Genomic DNA, 17,980 nt, shown 5'->3' with positions numbered 1-17,980 from the left:
CCTTCCGGGGTATCGCAACTGACTGATGCCTGCGCACTTTGCCATCAAAGGGTTTTAACAAGGGCAATTGGCGTATTTAGCCGATGAAACCGACTAAATGGCTTCGCAATAATCTAACTGTAACTGCAATATCCGCTCGCCGCGAAATTCATTCACGCTGATTTTATACACGGCATGAATATCACGGGGTATAGGCTCAGACCAGTTAAAACGCATAGCCTCCAGCACGATACCGTCAGTGTTACTTAATTTTAACTTGCTGTGTTTTTCGCCCACAATCCGCTGCTCAAGCACGCGGAACTGCCCGCTAAACACCGGCGCGGGAAAGCCCTGCCCCCAGACCTGCTTGTCGAGCAATTCAGCGGTGACAATCTGCAAATCGCGGCTAGGCAATTCGCCGTCGGTTTCAATCACGCGCGTCAATTGGGTTTCATCGAGCAGCTCGCGGCAGACAGTTTCGAAAGCAGCCTCAAACGCAGCAAAATCCTTGCGCAGCAAAGTCAGCCCCGCCGCCATCGCGTGGCCGCCGAATTTTTTGATCAGAGTCGGATGGCGCTTGGACACCAGATCAAGCGCATCGCGCAAATGCAGACTCGGGATTGAGCGACCTGAGCCTTTGATTTCGTCATCATCGGCACCACTGCTATCTGCCCCGTCCGCAAAGACGATTGTCGGGCGATGGAACTGATCCTTAACTCGCGACGCCACAATCCCGACGACGCCTTGATGCCAGTCGGCCTGATACAGGCTAATGCTGTAGCGGTCGGCCACGTCGACATTGATCAGCGCGCGCTCGGCCTCTTCGCGCATTCCCTGCTCGATTTCACGGCGCGAACGGTTAAGCTGATCGAGCTCTCTGGCCTGCGGCAGCGCGACTTCTTCACTCGTTGCCAACAAGGTATTGATGCCAAAACTCATATCGTCGAGCCGCCCCGCCGCATTCAGGCGCGGGCCGAGCGTAAAGCCCAGATCAAAGCAGCTGGCGCGGCCATAGAAACGCCCCGCAGCGGTGAACAACGCCATAATGCCGGGGCAGGCACGGCCTGCGCGCATACGTTTGAGACCTTGCTCGACCAAAATGCGGTTATTGGCGTCGAGCTTGACCACATCAGCGACGGTGCCAAGCGCGACAATATCGAGCCACTGTGCCAGATTGGGTTCGGGTTTATCAGCAAAAGCACCGCGTTTACGCATGACTGCGCGCAGCGCCATCAGCACATAAAACATCACGCCGACACCGGCTAAATTTTTGCTCGGGAACGGGCAATCGCCCTGATTCGGGTTGACAATCAGCGCGTCGGGCAGCGTGTCGGCGGGCAAATGGTGATCGGTAATCAGCACTTCGATGCCATGCGCTTTGGCCGCCTCAACCCCCGCGTGGCTGGCGATGCCGTTATCGACGGTGACAATAATGTCGGGCGATTTGCTGCGCGCCAGCTCGACAATTTCGGGTGTTAAGCCATAGCCGTACTCAAAACGATTCGGCACGATAAAATCGACCTTGCCACCGAAGGCCGCCAGGCCTTTCATTCCCAGCGTCGTTGCCGTAGCACCATCGGCGTCGTAATCGCCGACGATCAGCAACCGTTTGCCCTGTTCAATTGCATCGGCGAGCCGCGCACCCATTTCGGGCGCATTTTTCAGCAGCTTAAACGGCAGCAGGTGCTTGAGTTCGTGTTCCAGCTCGGTCGGGCTGGCAATGCCGCGCGCAGCGTACAAGCGTGCCTGTAGCGGATTAAAGCCCGCCGCGAGTAAGTTCTTTTCCAGCGTAGCGGGTACGGCACGCTTTTTAATCAGCGACATCAGTCAACTCCAACATCCGCGGACTCCACGGCAGTGAAATGGGCAGGCAAAGCGCTGCGCCGCCAGAAGCGCCACAAGTCGGCGCGAGTCACGACAATCTGCTGCGCCGCGTCGCTAAACGACAGCGTCAGCCTGCTCAATTCACCGCTGCGCAGCGCAGCCAGCGCAGGCGCAAACCAGTGCTGCTCCCAGGCCAGCCAGACTTGCTGCCAGTCATAACCCGCACCATACAGCGCGTGCAGGCGCAATTGATCAAGCACCACAACCGCATCGCGGGCCTGTATATGCGAATAGCTCACTGGCAGCGCACTGGCCGACAGTGCAGCCAATACCGGATCACTGGCGAACAGCGGCCGATCCAACCGGGGTATATCGCTACAAGGCAGGTTACCATTACCCCACAGCCATATACTATTGATTAATATTTTCCCAGCCGCATCTCGCGCATCGTTCACCGCGTGCGAATACAGCAGCATCTGCATTTCATTTAATAGCGCGTTAAATTTCAAAGCCCCGGCGCCTTGCGGCAAAACATCGTTCAGGTTTTGCCCCAGCGCACGATAAATCGGCGTAAAGCGCAAATCCGGATCGGCTGGCAAGCGAACAAACCAGCGTTGCGGCGTGGGCGCAATAAATTCGAATCCGTCGGCGCGATACAGCGCATTGAGCGCCGCAATCAGCGCATCGGCTTCCGCCTGCGTCACTTCAAGATAGGGCTCGCCCAGCACGGTAAGATGATCGCGATCAACGCGCAAGGTCACCGGATCGGCGCACAACCAGTAGCCGGGGGTGAGATCGGGCTGGCTGGCCAGTAACAAGGGCGCAACCGGCAAGACTTCCGCGCCAAACAGCGAGGCCAGATACGTCTCATGATCTGCTTGCGCCAGTGTAGTTTTTTTCCCTTTCCCCGCCAATAGCGCCAGTGATGGCATCGGCAGATCGCGCCAGATGGCCTGGCGGCTATGGGCATCGGGCCAGATGCTGGCCGGAATAATCAGTTCGAGATGATTTTGGTGGTTTTCAGTCTTCATAAAGCGCAATTCTACACGGATGCGCAGGCGATCAGAAATGAAGCGCTTCGCAAAATCGCAGGCAAACAGTCGGCCACGCCATACACGATGCCCGATTAAACATCTGATTTAAAAAATAAAATCCAAAGTTCGCACACCACCTAGCAGCAAGCGTATGTAATTTCAAATTTTGTCGCTACAGCTGTTGCATTATCCGCAACACCTAGGCATAATTCGCCCCCTTCGGTTGTGTGACGATCATTACTTGACGACACAGCCACTTTCTATCGATCTCATCGCCTCTGACCTTATTCCCGCACCCGGCTCGCAAGAGCCAAGCCATTGTGATTAGCGGTTGTTCCTGGTTGGCGTCGATGTTGTGCCGGTGAGTTTTCCCGGCCATACCACAAGGACTGCCAACATGCCGCATACAGCTGCTACCGCTACAGACACGCCTAATGAATTCGTAACACTGGGTCTTGCTTCGCAAATTACCGAGATTCTGGAAGCTCAGGGCTTTAACAAACCAACACCGATTCAAGCCGCAGCGATTCCTGAACTGCTCGCAGGCAACGACATCATGGCATCGGCGCAAACAGGCACCGGTAAAACTGCCGCCTTCCTGCTGCCAGCACTGCACAAGCTGACCAAAGAATCGACCCACCACGCTCGTGGCCCGCGTATTCTGGTGTTGACACCAACTCGCGAGCTGGCCGAACAGGTTTCCAAAGTAGCGACAGAATTCTGCCGCAAGATTCCACGCTGCAAAGTAGTGACTGTCGTGGGTGGCGTACCTTACCCGGTACAAAACAAAATGCTGGCGCAACCGTACGAAGTGCTGGTGGCAACGCCAGGCCGTTTGACCGACTTGCTGCGCAGCGGCCGTATTGACTTCCGCCGTCTGGAATTGCTGGTGCTGGACGAAGCCGACCGCATGCTGGACATGGGCTTTATTGATGAAGTTGAAGCGATTGTCGATCAGCTGCCAAAAGAGCGCCAAACCGCGCTGTTCTCTGCGACATTGACTGAATCAGTTCAGCGTTTCGCCGGCCCGATGCTGCGCTCGCCAAAACTGGTTGAAATGGCACCACAAGCGACGATGCAAGCGCAAATTGCGCAATCGGTGCATTACGCAGATGGCTACGAGCACAAACAGAAACTCGTTGCAGCCCTCTTGAAGAAAAATGAAGGCCAACAGTCGATTATTTTCACTGCGACCAAAATCTCTGCCGATGAAGTGGCTGAATGGCTAAAAATGGAAGGCTTTAAAGCCGCCGCAATGCACGGTGATTTGGCGCAGCGCGATCGTCGCCGCACCCTGGATCGCCTGCGTCGCAGCGACATCGACATGATCGTTGCCACTGACGTTGCTGCGCGTGGTATCGACGTTGCCGGCATTAGCCTGGTGGTGAACTTCGACTTGCCACGCTTCTCGGAAGACTACATCCACCGTATCGGCCGCACCGGTCGTGCCGGTCGTACAGGTGAAGCTGTTTCTTTGGTCACCAAAAGCGACTTTACTTTGCTGACCAAAATCCGCCGTCAATACAATATTGACTTCACGACACAAGAAATCGAAGGTCTGGAAGCACGCTTCCAGCCAGGTCGCGGTGGTCAAGGTGGCGGCGATCGTGGTCGCCCAGGTAACGGCGGCGGTCGTGGCCGCGGCGGTTATGCAGGCAACGGTGGCGGCGGCGCAGGCCGCGGCGGCTACGCAGGTAATCGTGACGGCGGCGCTCCACGCAGCGGCGGCTACCAAGGCAATCGCGACGGTGGCAGCTACGCAGATCGCGCACCACGTGGCGATCGTCCGGAAGGACATCGCAGTGAAGCATCGCGCGGCAGTTTCGGTGAGCGTTCACACCACAACGAAAGCCGTGGCGGCTACGGCGAGCGCGCGCCACGTGACAGCGGCTACCAAGGCGCACCGCGCGAGCGCAGCTTTGGCTCAGGCCAATCGCGTGACCACGCAGGCGATCGCACTGGTGGCTACAACCGCGATGCAGCACCACGCGGCAACTTTGGTGGCAACCGTGATGGCGCACCACGTAGCGGCGGTTACGGTGGCCAACGTGAAGGTGCCTCACGCGACGGCAATCGCGGCGGCTTCGGCGGCAACCGTGACGGCGGCGCACCACGCGGCGACCGTGGTGGTGATCGCGGCAGCTACGGCGGCAAACCCGCTGGTGGCAACCGTGGTGGCGGCCGTTTCAGCTAAGCCCCACCCATTAATATGCAAAAAGGCAGCTTAGGCTGCCTTTTTTCGGATTCAGCCTTCGCAATCTGCCCGAACTCTGAACCCTGCCCCTCATTCAATCTGCGGCACCCCTTGCCTGCAAACCCGAAACTCTGTTGACTGGAAAACGCGCCATGCTCAGTTATCGCCATGCTTTTCATGCCGGCAATCATGCCGACGTCCTTAAACACGCCGTTGAAGTTTTGCTCCTTGATTACCTAAATCAAAAAGAAAAACCTTGGTGGTATATCGACACGCACGCCGGTGCTGGCGTTTACTCGCTCACCGAGGGCTACGCGACCAAAAATGCCGAATTCGAATCGGGCATTGCACGGATCTGGCAACGCAATGATCTGCCCGACGCGCTGAAAAAATACGTGCAGATCGTTAAAACACTGAACGCAGGCCAAGATCAGCTCATGTTTTATCCCGGCTCGCCTTTTGTCGCGCAAGCCTTGCAGCGCTTTGACGATAAATTGCGCCTGTTTGAATTGCACACCAGCGACGCAAAATTACTGGCCGATAATTTTGCCTCGGCCGGTAAACGCGCACAGGTGATTCACGCCGACGGTTTTGCCAGCATCAAAGGCGTACTGCCGCCGCCGCCGCGCCGTTCGCTGATGCTGATCGACCCGCCATATGAAGACAAACACGATTATGTGCGCGTCGCCGACACGATGAAACTGGCGCTGGAGCGCTTTGCCACTGGCGTTTACGCAATCTGGTATCCGCAACTGGCGCGCGTTGAAGTGCAAGAAATGCTCGAAAAGCTGAAAAAAATCCCATGCAAAGGATGGTTACACGTTAGCCTGACGGTACAAACACCAAGCGCCGATGGATTTGGCATGCACGGCTCAGGCATGTTTGTGTTCAATCCGCCATGGACACTGGAAAAAGATCTCAATACCCTGATGCCGTATCTGGTCAAACACCTTGGCCTGGATAGCAGAACGAGATATACCCTTGAATCACACACCAGCTAAATCACAAAAAAGCCCCGAAATCGGGGCTTTTAGGTCTGTTCAGAGTGCGATGGATTGACTCAAAGTACGGCCCTTACACCAGAGCCAGCAACAAAGCCGCTGCCCGCGCTGGCAAGCGCGCATTATCGGCAACCAGCCAGATCGTTGCGGTACGACCATCTTCCGACAATTGCAACTGATTTGCCCACACCTTATCGCCACCTATTGCATCCTGTGGCGTGGCAATGCCCACTGCACCTGAGCCTTGCAGCAAATACAGTGCGGGTGCACCATGGATCGCCTCTTCCAGCGCCGCCATGGTTTGTGGCGCGGCAAAATGCGCCGTTACACTCACTGCGTGCCCAAAAAATACCGGCACGCGGCTCACGGTTAAACTGTTAATCGCATGCCCTGCTGCTGCCAATTCGGTATGAATACGCGCCTCTTCACCACGCTGCGCCGTTGGCAAAACATTAAACGCCAGCCGCTTGGGATAACCCGCCAGCTCGACTTCTTGCTGTGCAAACAGCTGGCGAGTCTGCATCGACAGCGCTTCAATGGCTGATTTACCGTCTTCCGACACCGACACCATGGCTGTTGCCGCAGCAAAATCGAGCTGCCCCAGCGTTTTAAATGCCGCCAGCGTGGCGGAAACCATGGAGGTCAGTACATGCGGCAGGCTAACAATCTGGCCACGACGCGGCTGGCCCACTTTGCTCTGCGTGGCGCCTGTCAGGTCGATCACTGCCACATTGGCCTGCGCCGCTTGCGCAGCGTATTTGCTTGCCAGCTCAGGCACGCCAACAAACACCGCCGCCTCTACCGTGCTCCAGTCAAATACCTCAACGTCGATTACCGGTAAAACATGGTCGCGCAGCTCAACCGTGCCCGCGTCTTCGTCATCCGAGAGCGGATACAGCGCAGCAATGGCGAAGGACATATCAGCCAGCATTTCGCCCAATACATCTAATACGGTTTGTGCTGCGGGGGTATCTGCACCAACTAGCGCAACAGAAAGGGCTTTAGACATATACTCACTCCATGTATCAATAAAAACAACCGCAGCAGCCAGAGCCTATTAACGATTTGTGTGCAGATCTGCAGACACAACGTTAACCGTCTCCAAGACTGGTGCGGCGGAGTGAATATTTTACTCGGTCAGCGCGGATAACACGAGCCAAAGGCGGCGTGAATCGTGCAATTAATTGGCCTGATTGATTTCGCGCCGGGTATTTTCAATCAGGCTGTTCAGTTGCCCGCTCTCGTTCAATGCTCGCAAGCCCTGATTAAAGCTTTTCACCCAGCGCGGGGAGTTTGGGTTTTTGCGGCTAAACACCACATGCAAAGGCGCGGTCCAGTAAGCCTGATTCTGGCAGAAGATTTTGTCGCGCTCGGCTACACTCAGATTTTTGGCCAGCACATAGGGGCCCACTTCAATATCAATCGGCAATAAATCGATATAACCGGCGTGCAGTTTTTTGAAATTACTCACGTCGCTATTGCTGGTATCAATTTGCAGCACGCCCGCCTTGCTGAGCTTGTCGAATTCTTCGGAGTAAAAATTGCCGGAAGTAATGCCGATGCTGTAGCCCGCCAGATCTTCGAGTTTTTTCCAAGCAATTTCGCGCCCTTTTTGCTGACAAAACACCATGCGCAGCGACAACACGGGATCGGTATACAACAGATCTTTTTCCCGCTCAGGATTTTTCGCCCAGCCAAAACCGCCGGGATACAAACCCATCCGCACACCATCAATAGCCCGCCGATTCGGCACCGACTCAAGCTTCACGCCGATTTTCTGCTGGGCAAAAGCCGCCACCACCACCCTCGTCAGCAAGCCCTGATAGGGCAATTTCTCACCCATATAGGGCGGATACTCCTGCAAGGTGAGCTGAATCGTTTCGGCCTGCACCATGCCAGCACCGAGCATAAAAGCAAATATCAGAGAAGCCGGTTTGCGCATGGTGAATACTCCTGCAATGTGTTTTTCCAGCCAGCTACAGCGCTTACTTATTCGTAGCGAACAATGGATTTAAATCCACCATAGGCCATGCGTTTAAAATCAAAAGGTGGATTTTCCTGGTCACACATCCCGCTTAGGCGCGGATCAGCCATCACCAAGGCATTAATCCGATCGCGATCTTCACGCGAAGGATAAATGATCCAGGCCATCACAACCGTTTCATTGTCTTTACAGCCTGCAGCAGCACGAAAAGACACCATCTCCGGCACATCAAGCTCATCGCCCACACATTCCCAGTAGGCAATAGCGCCATGCTCCTTCCATACCGCACCAGCGGTATTGGCCATTGCTTGGTAATCGGCCAGTTTTTCCGGGGCGATGGGCAACAAAAAACCGTCTACATAATGAGTCATGTTCAGCTCCTTAAACAGATTGGGTAGTTGTTGTACTTTAGTTCCTTCTACCTAATAAAGGGCAAGCAAGCGATAAAAAGATTCCGCCTCCCTGTAAGAAATCCCTTTTATCATTCATCGCTTATCTCAGGCAGCTTCAGCGCCAATATGTCTAAGCCAGGTGAGCGGCAATAAAAAAGAGCCCAAACGGGCTCTTTTTGCATCAAAATCAAACGATGAATTACAGCGCGGCAACCACTGCATCGCCCATTGCCGAGCAGCCAACCTTGGTCGTACCGGCTTCATAAATGTCGGCGGTACGCAGGCCTTGCGCCAGCACTTTCTTCACAGCATTTTCAACGCGCTGTGCAGCCGCTTCATTATTGAAGGTGTAACGCAGCATCATCGCGACCGACAAAATTGTTGCCAGTGGATTGGCCACATCTTTGCCCGCGATATCCGGCGCTGAACCGTGGCTTGGCTCGTACAGGCCTTTGTTGTTGGCATCGAGCGAGGCGCTTGGCAGCATGCCAATTGAGCCGGTTAGCATTGACGCTTCGTCAGACAGAATATCGCCAAAGATATTGCCGGTGACGACCACGTCAAATTGCTTCGGCGCTTTCACCAATTGCATCGCAGCGTTGTCCACCAGCATATGGCTTAGTTCAACGTCTGGATATTCTTTGGCCAGATCGGTCATGATTTCTTTCCAGAATTCGGTCGTTTCCAGCACATTGGCTTTATCAACCGAACACAATTTTTTGCCGCGCTTTTGCGCAGCCTGGAAAGCCACATGGCCAATGCGACGAATTTCGCTTTCGGCGTACAGCATCGTGTTAAAACCTTCGCGCTCTCCCGCTTCATTAACGCGAATACCGCGTGGCTGGCCGAAATAAATATCGCCAGTCAATTCGCGCACGATCAGGATATCCAGACCTGACACCACTTCCGGTTTCAGTGTTGAGGCATTGGCCAATTCTGGGTACAAAATCGCTGGGCGCAGATTAGCGAACAGGTTCAAGTCTTTACGAATCGCCAGCAGGCCGCGCTCTGGGCGCAGCGGACGATCAAGCTTATCGTACTGTGGGCCACCCACAGCACCGAGCAAAATTGCATCGGCTTCACGCGCCAGGTTTTGGGTAAACTCTGGATATGGCGCGCCGTACTGATCGTAAGCCGCACCGCCCAATGGCGCTTCTTGCAATTCCAGATCAAGGCCATCGGCTTTCAATGCGTCGAGGACTTTGCGCGCTTGCGCTACGATTTCAGGGCCAATGCCATCGCCGGGCAGAATCAATACTTTCATTTTTATCTCGTGGTCTTATTAGATGATCATTAATTTAATTGCGAGCCCATTGGCAATCCATGGGTATATGCTTATAGAGCAATCCAGCCAAGCACTACAGAGCAATACCCATCAGTAACGTGCAATTAATTACTCTGATATACATAGAAAAAGAGGGGCAAGCCCCTCTTTCTTCGCTGCAACTGAATGCTTAGAACGATACTTTGTAGTTCACATCGCAATCGGTCATCACAATCACGCGTGGGTGCGTTTGCAGCAATGACGCTGGCACTTGCGTAGTGATCGGGCCGTTCAAAGTGCGATCCAGAATCTCGGCCTTTTCAGCGCCTTTCACCACCAGCAAAATCGCGCGCGCTTGCATAATCGTACCCATGCCCATCGTTACGGCGTGCGTTGGCACTTCGTCGATGTGGTTAAAGAAACGTTTATTCGCTTCACGTGTTTCTTGCTTTAAAGTCACTTTGTAAGTGCCACGCGACAGGTGCTCGTCCGGCTCGTTAAAACCAATATGACCATTGCCGCCAATGCCGAGCAGCTGCAGATCCACCGGGCCTTGCTCGAACATCATTTTGTCGTAGCTGCGGCATTCGGCATCGACGTCAGCCGCATTGCCATCGGGGACGTGCGTGTTTTCACGTTTGATGTCGATGTGATCAAACAGATTGCGCTGCATGAAATTGCGATAGCTTTCCTGATGCGTCACTGGCAAGCCGACGTATTCATCCAGATTGAACGTTTTGGCGTAAGCAAAGCTCACCAAACCCGCTTTGTACGTTTTAACGATTTCTTGATACAGACCAACCGGTGTACCGCCTGTAGCCATCCCCAGAATGGCATTGGGTTTGCTGCGAACCATGGAAATAATCAGGTCAGCGGCGGCACGATCTAGATCGCTTTGATTTTTGAATTTATGCAGGATCATCGGTTACTTTCCAAAATATGAATTCGACCGTCAAAGAATACGGCAAAACTCCAAGAATAATATTGATAAAGCCTAAAAAATGAGCCCGATTTTGGCAAAAAAGGGCTGCATTCCTGATTTATTTAGCAAACAACCAGGGCTGCTGGGCTTGGCGTTTGGCTTCAAATGCCGCAATTTCATCGCGGTGCGCCAAGGTTAGGCCAATTTCATCCAGACCATTGAGCAGACAGTGTTTGCGGTGTTCGGTAACCTCGAAGCTGAAAACTTGGCCAGCTGGCGTCGTAATCGTTTGCGCTTGCAGATCGATATTCAGGCGATAGCCTTCTGCTTTGGCTTCATTAAATAGCTGATCGACCACGGCAGCGGGCTGCACAATCGGCAGCAGGCCATTTTTGAAGCAGTTATTAAAGAAAATATCGGCAAAGCTCGGCGCAATCAGCGCGCGAAAACCGAAGTCTTCAATCGCCCACGGTGCATGCTCACGCGAGCTACCGCAGCCGAAATTATCCCTCGCCAACAAAATCTGCGCGCCCTGATTGCGCGGCAGATTCAATTCGAAATCCGGGTTCAATGGACGGGTGCTATTGTCCATACTCGGCTCGCCCTGATCGAGGTAACGCCATTCGTCAAACAGGTTCGGGCCAAAGCCGGAGCGTTTGATCGATTTCAAAAATTGCTTGGGGATAATCGCATCAGTATCCACATTGGCGCGATCCATTGCGCAGACCAAGCCATCCAGTTGCACAAAAGGTTTCATTTCGCCGCCTTTTCAATGGCTTCGCCACCCTTTTTAATGTCTTGCCCGATCCCTGATACGGTATTGCAGGCTGTTAGCGCCAGAACCAAACAAGAAAGCATGAATGCACGCATTTGAGTGACCTCCAGATTAGTTAAAGTGACGCACATCAACAAAATGGCCGGCAATCGCTGCGGCCGCGGCCATTTCCGGGCTAACCAGGTGAGTGCGCCCACCCTGCCCCTGACGACCTTCAAAGTTGCGATTAGACGTAGACGCGCAGCGCTCGCCGGGCGCCAGACGGTCGGCATTCATCGCCAGACACATCGAACAGCCTGGCTCACGCCATTCAAAACCGGCCTCGATAAAGATCTGATCCAGACCTTCAGCCTCAGCTTGCGCTTTGACCAGACCGGAACCCGGTACGATCAACACCAGCTTGACACTATCGGCCTTCTTTTTGCCCTTGATCACGCTGGCTGCAGCGCGCAAGTCTTCGATCCGGCTATTGGTACAGGAGCCGATAAAGACTTTATCAATCGCAATCTCAGTCAGCGGTGTATCCGCACTCAGGCCCATATATTGCAAGGCACGCTCGTAGCTGCCGCGCTTCACCGGATCAGCTTCATTGGCCGGGTTGGGTACTTTGCCCGATACACCAAGCACTTGCTCGGGTGAAGTACCCCAGGTCACTTGCGGCTCGATGTCTTCGGCGCGCAATTCAACCACGGCATCAAACACCGCGCCCTCGTCCGACACCAGTTCGCGCCATGAGGCAACGGCAGCATCCCATTGCTCGGCGCTTGGCGAGAATGGACGTCCCTTTAGGTATTCGATGGTTTTGTCATCAACAGCGACCATACCAGCGCGCGCGCCACCTTCGATCGCCATATTGCACAAGGTCATCCGACCTTCCATGCTCAGACTGCGAATCGCTTCGCCGCCGAATTCGATCGCGTAGCCGGTACCACCCGCAGTGCCGATTTTGCCGATGATCGCCAGCGCCACGTCTTTGGCGGTGACGCCAGTACCCAGCTTGCCATCGACACGAACCAGCATGGCTTTGGATTTTTTCGCCACCAGTGTTTGCGTCGCCAGTACGTGCTCGACTTCGGAAGTGCCAATACCGTGCGCCAGTGCCGCAAAGGCACCGTGCGTCGAAGTATGGCTATCGCCGCAAACCACGGTCATGCCGGGCAGCGTTGCGCCGTTTTCCGGGCCAACGACATGCACGATACCCTGACGTTGATCTTTAAACGGAAAGTAAGCCAGCGCGCCAAATTCCTTGATATTGGCGTCCAGCGTTTCCACCTGCAGGCGGGAAATCGGGTCTTGGATGCCCTTTTCCCATTCATTGGTTGGCGTATTGTGGTCAGCCGTGGCAACCACGGATGATTTACGCCACGGCTGGCGTTTTGCCAGCTTCAAACCTTCAAAGGCTTGTGGACTGGTCACTTCGTGAACCAGATGGCGGTCAATATAAATCAGGCAGGTGCCGTCGGCTTCTTCGCGAACCACATGCGAGTGCCAGAGTTTGTCGTACAGAGTTTTAGCGGACAGGATTTGAGCCATATCAGGGATCGCCATTCGGGACAATCGGGAAACCCCCGATAGTAGCGGATTCGCCCCTTTGCGACAAGGAAATGGCTAGGGTCTGTTAACGTTTCAATCAGCCTTTCGGCGATGCGGCCTAGTTTGGCCAACATCGCAAATTGAAGTTTGCTTACCCGCTCAATTTCAGCAGCGCCGTCTCATGGGCAGACTATTTGCGCCTCAAGTACGATTATCTTTGGTCCAGATCATGAATTGCTTGAGGGCACAGCAGCATAATTGACTACGGCAGCAGGCAAAGCAGTCCAGATTGAAATCTGGAAGGAATGATGGGTATATCGCCAAAACTGAATTAGTAATTAACCTGCAAGGCAATACCCTGGGATACGCCCTCACATCATCGCAACACAAAATACAAGAGCCCGGCAGGGGCATTTGATTGTCAATATTCAACATCTGGAAAGTGAAATAGTGCCGTGTGTGAGTGACGCAGAATTCTTATCATGACATCAACATTGTTCCGCCACAGGCGAGCGCCTTATTTCGCCACCAAGGAGAATTGATCATGAATCATTTAAACCCCAAACTGATCCGCAAAAAACTGGGCTTGAACCAGCAGGAATTCTGGAGCCAGATTGGCGTCACCCAAAGCGGCGGCTCACGCTATGAAAGCGGCCGCAATATGCCCAAACCGGTGCAGGAGTTGCTCAGGGTGGTGCACGTGGAAGGGATAGATCTAGCCACCCTGAAACGCGAGGAAATCCGTGCGCTCGACTATCTGCGCGAACAACAGCCACAGATGCTGGCCGAGCTGATCAAGAAAGCCAGCATCAGCGAACCGAAGCGGTTTTAAACGCTAAGCTTGACGACGAGACCTAGCCCTTCGAGCTTGGTCTTGAGTGCCGCCATCCATGCTTCGGGAGCCGCACTCAGCCTAGGGGCCTCGGACTGCAGCGAAGGCCGTGCTAGACCATACAGGAGCACACCTTCCAGCTTGACCCCTTGCGCCAGTTGTTCGGCCAGAAACGCTGTGTAAGCGTCAATTTCGGCCTCACTGGGCAATGCACCATCGGTGGCAAACATGCAGGTCTGGATCCAGGTCGGACAGGCCTGAGCCGCCAGTGCCAGACGCCTCGCCACTTGTGAGCGTTTTAGCGCAATCTGGTTTACAAATTCAAAACCATCGCACGGAGCGCGATCGAGCTTGAACCACACTTCGCCGCGCATACTGGCCATGCGCCGCAAACCTTCTTGCACATAGTCTTTATCAAGCTGACTGCCATTGCTGATCAGCACGGTTTTCAAATCCAGCTGATAGCGCTGCCGGGCTGCGGCAACAATCTCGATGGCCTGCAAAAATTGCGCCGACGTCGTGGGCTCACCATTACCGGAAAAAGCAATATCATTGATGCGTCTGGCCTGTTCAGGCACCGAGGTTGCCATAAATGAGCCATGGACAATCTGCTGCAACATGATGCCCAGCTCTTCTTCGAGCAATGGCAAATCAGTCTCGGGGGCCGGGCCGCGCTGCAAATCCGGCACCTGGCAATAAACACAACGCCAGTTGCAGGCATTGTTCGGATTCAGATTGATCCCGATGGAAACTCCACCCGCGCGGCGCGAGATGACAGGGTAAACGTATTTCAGCCCGGCAATATCCCGGCTATGGTCGTTTACACTCAAAGGCGCGACAACTTTAATGCTCATGCAACTGATTACCTGAAGATGGATTGATACTGAAACGTCAAAACAGACATTAAAAATGATACATGCGCAAGGCTTTGCTAGCGAAAAGCCTTGATACTGCGACCGACGATTTATTTAACCGGGGCTTTAACCAGCAAAACTGGAATGCGGGTGTGCTGCATTACGCCCTCCGCCACACTGCCGAGTAATAAATGCGTCAAGCCGCCATAACCGTGCGTGCCCATCACCAGCAGATGCGCCTGCCAGCGGGTGGCGTCTTCGACCAATACTTTGGCAATCTGGCCGCCCCATATTTCCAGCAAGTCCGTTTCCACCTCGATGCCCTGCTCACGCAAAACGGCGGCACGTTCAAGCAACAAATTATTACCGCCTTCTTTCAATGACGCCTGCAGCTGCGGCACATCCAGAAACTCGTTGGCACTCCAGGCAAACTGAGCCAAATCAATGACATGAACCAGTCGCACCACTGCGTGCTGCTCCGTAGCCAAGCGTGCAGCCTCTGCCAGCGCTGCTGCACTGGTATCGCTATGATCAACCGGAACCAAAATGCGCGAATACATTTTCATCTCCCTGTACGGTGAATACATTACCCAGTCTAGCAGGCTAATCCACCCTCGGGCTATTGCAGCATCAGCCCCGACGAGCATACACTCAGCTTAACCATTTAAGAATTAGCTAATTTAAAACCATGGCACGTTTGGCGCTTACATTACCTGATTGCAATTTATTCAGCACCGAATTGCCAGTCCGGATCCGCGATATCAACTATGGCCAGCACCTGAGCAATGACGCTTTAATGGCCATGCTGCATGAAGCCAGAATGCAATGGCTGCAATCGCAAGGATTTGAATCCGAGCTGCATGTTGGCGATAAAGGACTGATTATGGCCGACGCGGCGATTGTTTTTGGCAGCGAGGCTTTTTATGGCGATGTGTTGCGTATTCGTTTAGGTGCAGCAGAAATCAGCCGTGCCAGCTTTGAACTTTACTATGATGTCAGCCAGCAAACGCGCACGATTGCGCAAGCCAAAACCACAATGGTTGCTTATGACTACCAGCGGCAGCAAATTTGCAGCCTGCCGCCCGCATTACGCACCGCTCTTGAACGACAAGGACTAGAAAAATGAAAAAATACCCAGTAAACAGCCCCGAAGCCATGGCTCGCCTGCTTGTCTTGCAAATGATTTGTGATGGCAATTTTGACCCGGAAGAAATCGACGAGCTGGAACACCTGCATGTGTACGACGTGCTGGGCATCACCCGCAAAGGCTTTATTCAGGTCTTGCAAGATTATTGCAACGATATTGGCGACGAAGCTGATGAACAAGGTACGGTGCATCTGGTTAACAAAGAGCATATTGACCAATTGCTGGAAACTGTTGACGACCCGAAAAAACGCCTGCAACTGGCAGCACTCTCGCTTGATCTGGCCAAATCGGATCAGGAAATCAACGACGCCGAGCTGGCCGTATTTAGCCGCATGCTGAAGAAATGGCACCTCACTCTGGACGATCTGCAACTGGCATTTGATCACTGAACCTGATTCACCTGACGCTTACAGCGCAGTCATCGCGCGGAAAAAATAACAATGACATGGCTAGCCGACTTTCATCGCTCGTTTGAGCGAAATTTCATCCCTACGCTAGGGCGAAAATACGCGTTTATCGGAATTTTGTGCCTTTTTCCGCTGACTGCACTTTTGAGCCTGTATTGGGCGCAAGGTGAGCTAGAGCCGCTGATTGGCAGCATTCCCACGGCACAACAAATCGGCGTCAGGCAGCTGTTTGCTGACCTGATCAATATCGGTTGGCTATTGTCCATCGGCTCGATTGTTTTTTGCGCCATTGAAATCCTGTATTTCCATTTATGGATTACCAAGCCGGTGCAGCTGATCAATCAGGTTTTTACGGATGCCGCTGATCACGAAGGTGACTTGTCACAAAACATACCAGCGCCTTATAGCGACGAAATCAGCCAGCTAGCCATGACCTGCAACCGCTTCTTGGGCAAGCAGCGCGATATTATTGCCAATGTGCAGACCATGACGATCAGCATGGCGCTGGAAGCGGCCAAATCGCAAAAACACATCCGGGATTCGGCGCAGGCCACCGCACAGCAGGACACGCTAGCCAAAAGTATTGTGCAGGCCAGTCATAACACCAGCGAAGGCATCAACACCGTTTCGCGCCAGACTGGCGAAATATCGCACACCACCGTCACCAATCTGGATATGGCACATGCCTCGTACTCCGAATTGCAGGACGTTGTCAGCCGGATTAATGCGATTAACACCAAAATCAGCTCGTTCAACCAGACGGTGGATGGCCTGAACAAGCGCTCTTCCAGCATCAAAACCATTGTTGATCTGATCAAGGAAATTGCCGGACAGACCAATTTGCTGGCGCTCAACGCCGCGATTGAAGCCGCCCGAGCTGGAGAACAAGGCCGTGGCTTTGCAGTGGTGGCCGATGAAGTACGCAAGCTGGCCGAAAAAGTCGGCGTCGCTACAGATGAGATTTCCAGCGACATCGACAATATGCTCAATCAAGTATCGGAAACACTGACCGAAACTCAGCTGATTACTCAGGATGCCAACCTGACTCGCGATGTCGTCGAAAAAGCCTCCTCGCAATTTGCCAAAATGATGCACGATTTCGAGCAAACCGCGCAGGCGCTCAGCGGGATTGCCCAGACACTTGAAGAATTTACCGCCGCCAATAATGTCGTGAACGCGAATGTGGCTGAAATTCACCAGCTATCGCGCACAGTTAATGAAAAAATGGCCCGCTCGGCCGAGTCGTCCAAAGACGTCGCCAAGGCAACCGAAGACGTGCAGGCCATGGTCGGCCGCTTTGTCATCGGCCAAGGCCCGCTCGATGCCATGATCAGCCTGTGCTCGCAATACAGGGATAAAGTTACCGCCAAGATTGAAGCGATGCAAGCACGTGGTATCAATGTCTTCGATCAGAACTACCAGACAGTGCCGAACACCAAGCCGCAAAAATACAAAACCAGCTACAACCAGCTCTTTGTCAGCGAAATCCAGCCGCTATACGACGAGCTGGCCAAAACAGCGCAAGGTGGCAAATTTGCGCTGGCGGTGGACAACAAAGGTTATGGCCCGACGCACAATAGCTGGTACTCGCACGCGATGACGGGAGAGCACGCAGTTGATTTGCTCAATAGCCGCAATGAGCGCATTTTTAATGATCCGGCGGGCCTGCGCGCAGCGCAAAATACCGAACGCTTCCTGCTGCAAAATTATGTGCGCGATACCGGCGAGATCATGACCGAGCTGGACGTGCCGATTTTTATTAGCGGCAGGCACTGGGGCAATTTGCGCCTGGGCTTTGATGGCGCAGCGCTGATCAAATCATAAAGACACCCAGTGTT

The 17,980-nt window shown here is 53.7% G+C and carries 18 protein-coding genes; 6 read left to right on the top strand and 12 right to left on the bottom strand.

Going from position 1 to position 17,980, the window contains the following annotated elements; all coding sequences use genetic code 11:
- Positions 1-93: 93 nt before the first annotated feature.
- Entirely contained in the window at positions 94-1,803 is a 1,710-nt protein-coding gene (gene recJ / locus FLS37_RS04020) for a single-stranded-DNA-specific exonuclease RecJ (protein WP_157314654.1), read from the bottom strand.
- Positions 1,803-2,834: a hypothetical protein gene (locus FLS37_RS04015; RefSeq protein WP_157314652.1), complete on the bottom strand. Its 1,032-nt coding sequence runs from the start codon at positions 2,832-2,834 to the stop codon at positions 1,803-1,805. Before FLS37_RS04015 ends, recJ begins: the two co-directional genes overlap by 1 nt.
- Positions 2,835-3,234: 400 nt before the next feature.
- Here FLS37_RS04015 and FLS37_RS04010 point away from each other — a divergent pair, with 400 nt between their 5' ends.
- Complete coding sequence (locus tag FLS37_RS04010) at positions 3,235-5,031, top strand: DEAD/DEAH box helicase (RefSeq protein WP_157314650.1); 1,797 nt, start codon at positions 3,235-3,237, stop codon at positions 5,029-5,031.
- A gap of 152 nt (positions 5,032-5,183) precedes the next feature.
- Entirely contained in the window at positions 5,184-6,032 is an 849-nt protein-coding gene (locus FLS37_RS04005; protein WP_157314648.1) for a 23S rRNA (adenine(2030)-N(6))-methyltransferase RlmJ, read from the top strand.
- 73 nt (positions 6,033-6,105) lie between these two features.
- On the opposite strand, the gene FLS37_RS04000 is transcribed toward FLS37_RS04005, so the two are convergent.
- The 8 genes from FLS37_RS04000 to leuC form a co-directional block, all read right to left on the bottom strand.
- A complete protein-coding gene (locus FLS37_RS04000) occupies positions 6,106-7,041 on the bottom strand; it encodes an Asd/ArgC dimerization domain-containing protein (protein WP_157314646.1) in 936 nt (311 codons plus the stop codon).
- A 171-nt stretch (positions 7,042-7,212) separates the two neighbouring features.
- A complete protein-coding gene (locus FLS37_RS03995; RefSeq protein ID WP_157314644.1) occupies positions 7,213-7,974 on the bottom strand; it encodes an ABC transporter substrate-binding protein in 762 nt (253 codons plus the stop codon).
- 47 nt (positions 7,975-8,021) lie between these two features.
- Positions 8,022-8,387, bottom strand: coding sequence for a DUF1428 domain-containing protein (locus FLS37_RS03990; protein WP_157314642.1), 366 nt, complete (start codon positions 8,385-8,387; stop codon positions 8,022-8,024).
- A 220-nt stretch (positions 8,388-8,607) separates the two neighbouring features.
- A complete protein-coding gene (gene leuB / locus FLS37_RS03985; RefSeq protein ID WP_374756826.1) occupies positions 8,608-9,672 on the bottom strand; it encodes a 3-isopropylmalate dehydrogenase in 1,065 nt (354 codons plus the stop codon).
- A 190-nt stretch (positions 9,673-9,862) separates the two neighbouring features.
- On the bottom strand, positions 9,863-10,594 hold the full coding sequence (nagB, locus tag FLS37_RS03980) for a glucosamine-6-phosphate deaminase (protein WP_157314640.1): 732 nt from the start codon (positions 10,592-10,594) through the stop codon (positions 9,863-9,865).
- A gap of 118 nt (positions 10,595-10,712) precedes the next feature.
- The gene (leuD, locus tag FLS37_RS03975; RefSeq protein ID WP_157314638.1) at positions 10,713-11,351 is read right to left on the bottom strand and encodes a 3-isopropylmalate dehydratase small subunit; all 639 of its coding nucleotides are present in this window, start codon (positions 11,349-11,351) and stop codon (positions 10,713-10,715) included.
- Positions 11,348-11,464, bottom strand: coding sequence for an entericidin A/B family lipoprotein (locus FLS37_RS03970; RefSeq protein WP_157314636.1), 117 nt, complete (start codon positions 11,462-11,464; stop codon positions 11,348-11,350). Before FLS37_RS03970 ends, leuD begins: the two co-directional genes overlap by 4 nt.
- A gap of 16 nt (positions 11,465-11,480) precedes the next feature.
- On the bottom strand, positions 11,481-12,890 hold the full coding sequence (gene leuC, locus FLS37_RS03965; protein ID WP_157314810.1) for a 3-isopropylmalate dehydratase large subunit: 1,410 nt from the start codon (positions 12,888-12,890) through the stop codon (positions 11,481-11,483).
- 556 nt (positions 12,891-13,446) lie between these two features.
- Between leuC and FLS37_RS03960 the strand changes: the two genes are divergently transcribed.
- Complete coding sequence (locus FLS37_RS03960) at positions 13,447-13,734, top strand: DNA-binding transcriptional regulator (RefSeq protein ID WP_157314634.1); 288 nt, start codon at positions 13,447-13,449, stop codon at positions 13,732-13,734.
- Here the strand turns inward: FLS37_RS03960 and FLS37_RS03955 are convergent.
- A complete protein-coding gene (locus FLS37_RS03955; protein WP_157314632.1) occupies positions 13,731-14,588 on the bottom strand; it encodes a radical SAM protein in 858 nt (285 codons plus the stop codon). The two genes, FLS37_RS03960 and FLS37_RS03955, sit on opposite strands and share 4 nt — an antisense overlap.
- 110 nt (positions 14,589-14,698) lie before the next feature.
- A complete protein-coding gene (locus FLS37_RS03950; protein WP_157314630.1) occupies positions 14,699-15,148 on the bottom strand; it encodes a universal stress protein in 450 nt (149 codons plus the stop codon).
- Between the two features lie 128 nt (positions 15,149-15,276).
- On the opposite strand from FLS37_RS03950, the gene FLS37_RS03945 reads away from it, so the two are divergent.
- The 3 genes from FLS37_RS03945 to FLS37_RS16840 are packed head-to-tail and all read left to right on the top strand — an operon-like array spanning position 15,277 to position 17,966.
- The gene (locus FLS37_RS03945) at positions 15,277-15,714 is read left to right on the top strand and encodes a thioesterase family protein (RefSeq protein WP_157314628.1); all 438 of its coding nucleotides are present in this window, start codon (positions 15,277-15,279) and stop codon (positions 15,712-15,714) included.
- Positions 15,711-16,124: a TerB family tellurite resistance protein gene (locus FLS37_RS03940; protein WP_157314627.1), complete on the top strand. Its 414-nt coding sequence runs from the start codon at positions 15,711-15,713 to the stop codon at positions 16,122-16,124. Before FLS37_RS03945 ends, FLS37_RS03940 begins: the two co-directional genes overlap by 4 nt.
- Positions 16,125-16,175: 51 nt before the next feature.
- Positions 16,176-17,966 carry a methyl-accepting chemotaxis protein gene (locus FLS37_RS16840; protein ID WP_157314626.1) on the top strand — a complete coding sequence of 597 codons (1,791 nt, stop codon included), beginning with the start codon at positions 16,176-16,178 and terminating at the stop codon, positions 17,964-17,966.
- The last annotated feature ends 14 nt before the right edge of the window (positions 17,967-17,980 follow it).

The sequence above is a fragment of the Chitinibacter sp. GC72 genome (genome assembly GCF_009760905.1).
In the GTDB taxonomy this organism is placed as follows: domain Bacteria; phylum Pseudomonadota; class Gammaproteobacteria; order Burkholderiales; family Chitinibacteraceae; genus Chitinibacter.
Note: the sequence above shows the minus strand (reverse complement) of the source record. Positions and strands in the feature narration are given on the sequence as shown.

Bases quoted from the DNA above. Each gene is read 5' to 3' on its own strand.
- FLS37_RS04015 (WP_157314652.1), bottom strand. From the start codon at position 2,834: ATGAAGACTGAAAACCACCAAAATCATCTCGAACTGATTATTCCGGCC.
- recJ (WP_157314654.1), bottom strand. From the start codon at position 1,803: ATGTCGCTGATTAAAAAGCGTGCCGTACCCGCTACGCTGGAAAAGAAC.
- FLS37_RS03990 (WP_157314642.1), bottom strand. From the start codon at position 8,387: ATGACTCATTATGTAGACGGTTTTTTGTTGCCCATCGCCCCGGAAAAA.
- nagB (WP_157314640.1), bottom strand. From the start codon at position 10,594: ATGATCCTGCATAAATTCAAAAATCAAAGCGATCTAGATCGTGCCGCC.
- FLS37_RS04005 (WP_157314648.1), top strand. From the start codon at position 5,184: ATGCTCAGTTATCGCCATGCTTTTCATGCCGGCAATCATGCCGACGTC.
- FLS37_RS04000 (WP_157314646.1), bottom strand. From the start codon at position 7,041: ATGTCTAAAGCCCTTTCTGTTGCGCTAGTTGGTGCAGATACCCCCGCA.
- FLS37_RS03955 (WP_157314632.1), bottom strand. From the start codon at position 14,588: ATGAGCATTAAAGTTGTCGCGCCTTTGAGTGTAAACGACCATAGCCGG.
- leuD (WP_157314638.1), bottom strand. From the start codon at position 11,351: ATGAAACCTTTTGTGCAACTGGATGGCTTGGTCTGCGCAATGGATCGC.
- FLS37_RS16840 (WP_157314626.1), top strand. From the start codon at position 16,176: ATGACATGGCTAGCCGACTTTCATCGCTCGTTTGAGCGAAATTTCATC.
- FLS37_RS03940 (WP_157314627.1), top strand. From the start codon at position 15,711: ATGAAAAAATACCCAGTAAACAGCCCCGAAGCCATGGCTCGCCTGCTT.
- FLS37_RS03995 (WP_157314644.1), bottom strand. From the start codon at position 7,974: ATGCGCAAACCGGCTTCTCTGATATTTGCTTTTATGCTCGGTGCTGGC.
- FLS37_RS04010 (WP_157314650.1), top strand. From the start codon at position 3,235: ATGCCGCATACAGCTGCTACCGCTACAGACACGCCTAATGAATTCGTA.
- FLS37_RS03960 (WP_157314634.1), top strand. From the start codon at position 13,447: ATGAATCATTTAAACCCCAAACTGATCCGCAAAAAACTGGGCTTGAAC.
- FLS37_RS03950 (WP_157314630.1), bottom strand. From the start codon at position 15,148: ATGTATTCGCGCATTTTGGTTCCGGTTGATCATAGCGATACCAGTGCA.
- FLS37_RS03970 (WP_157314636.1), bottom strand. From the start codon at position 11,464: ATGCGTGCATTCATGCTTTCTTGTTTGGTTCTGGCGCTAACAGCCTGC.
- FLS37_RS03945 (WP_157314628.1), top strand. From the start codon at position 15,277: ATGGCACGTTTGGCGCTTACATTACCTGATTGCAATTTATTCAGCACC.
- leuB (WP_374756826.1), bottom strand. From the start codon at position 9,672: ATGAAAGTATTGATTCTGCCCGGCGATGGCATTGGCCCTGAAATCGTA.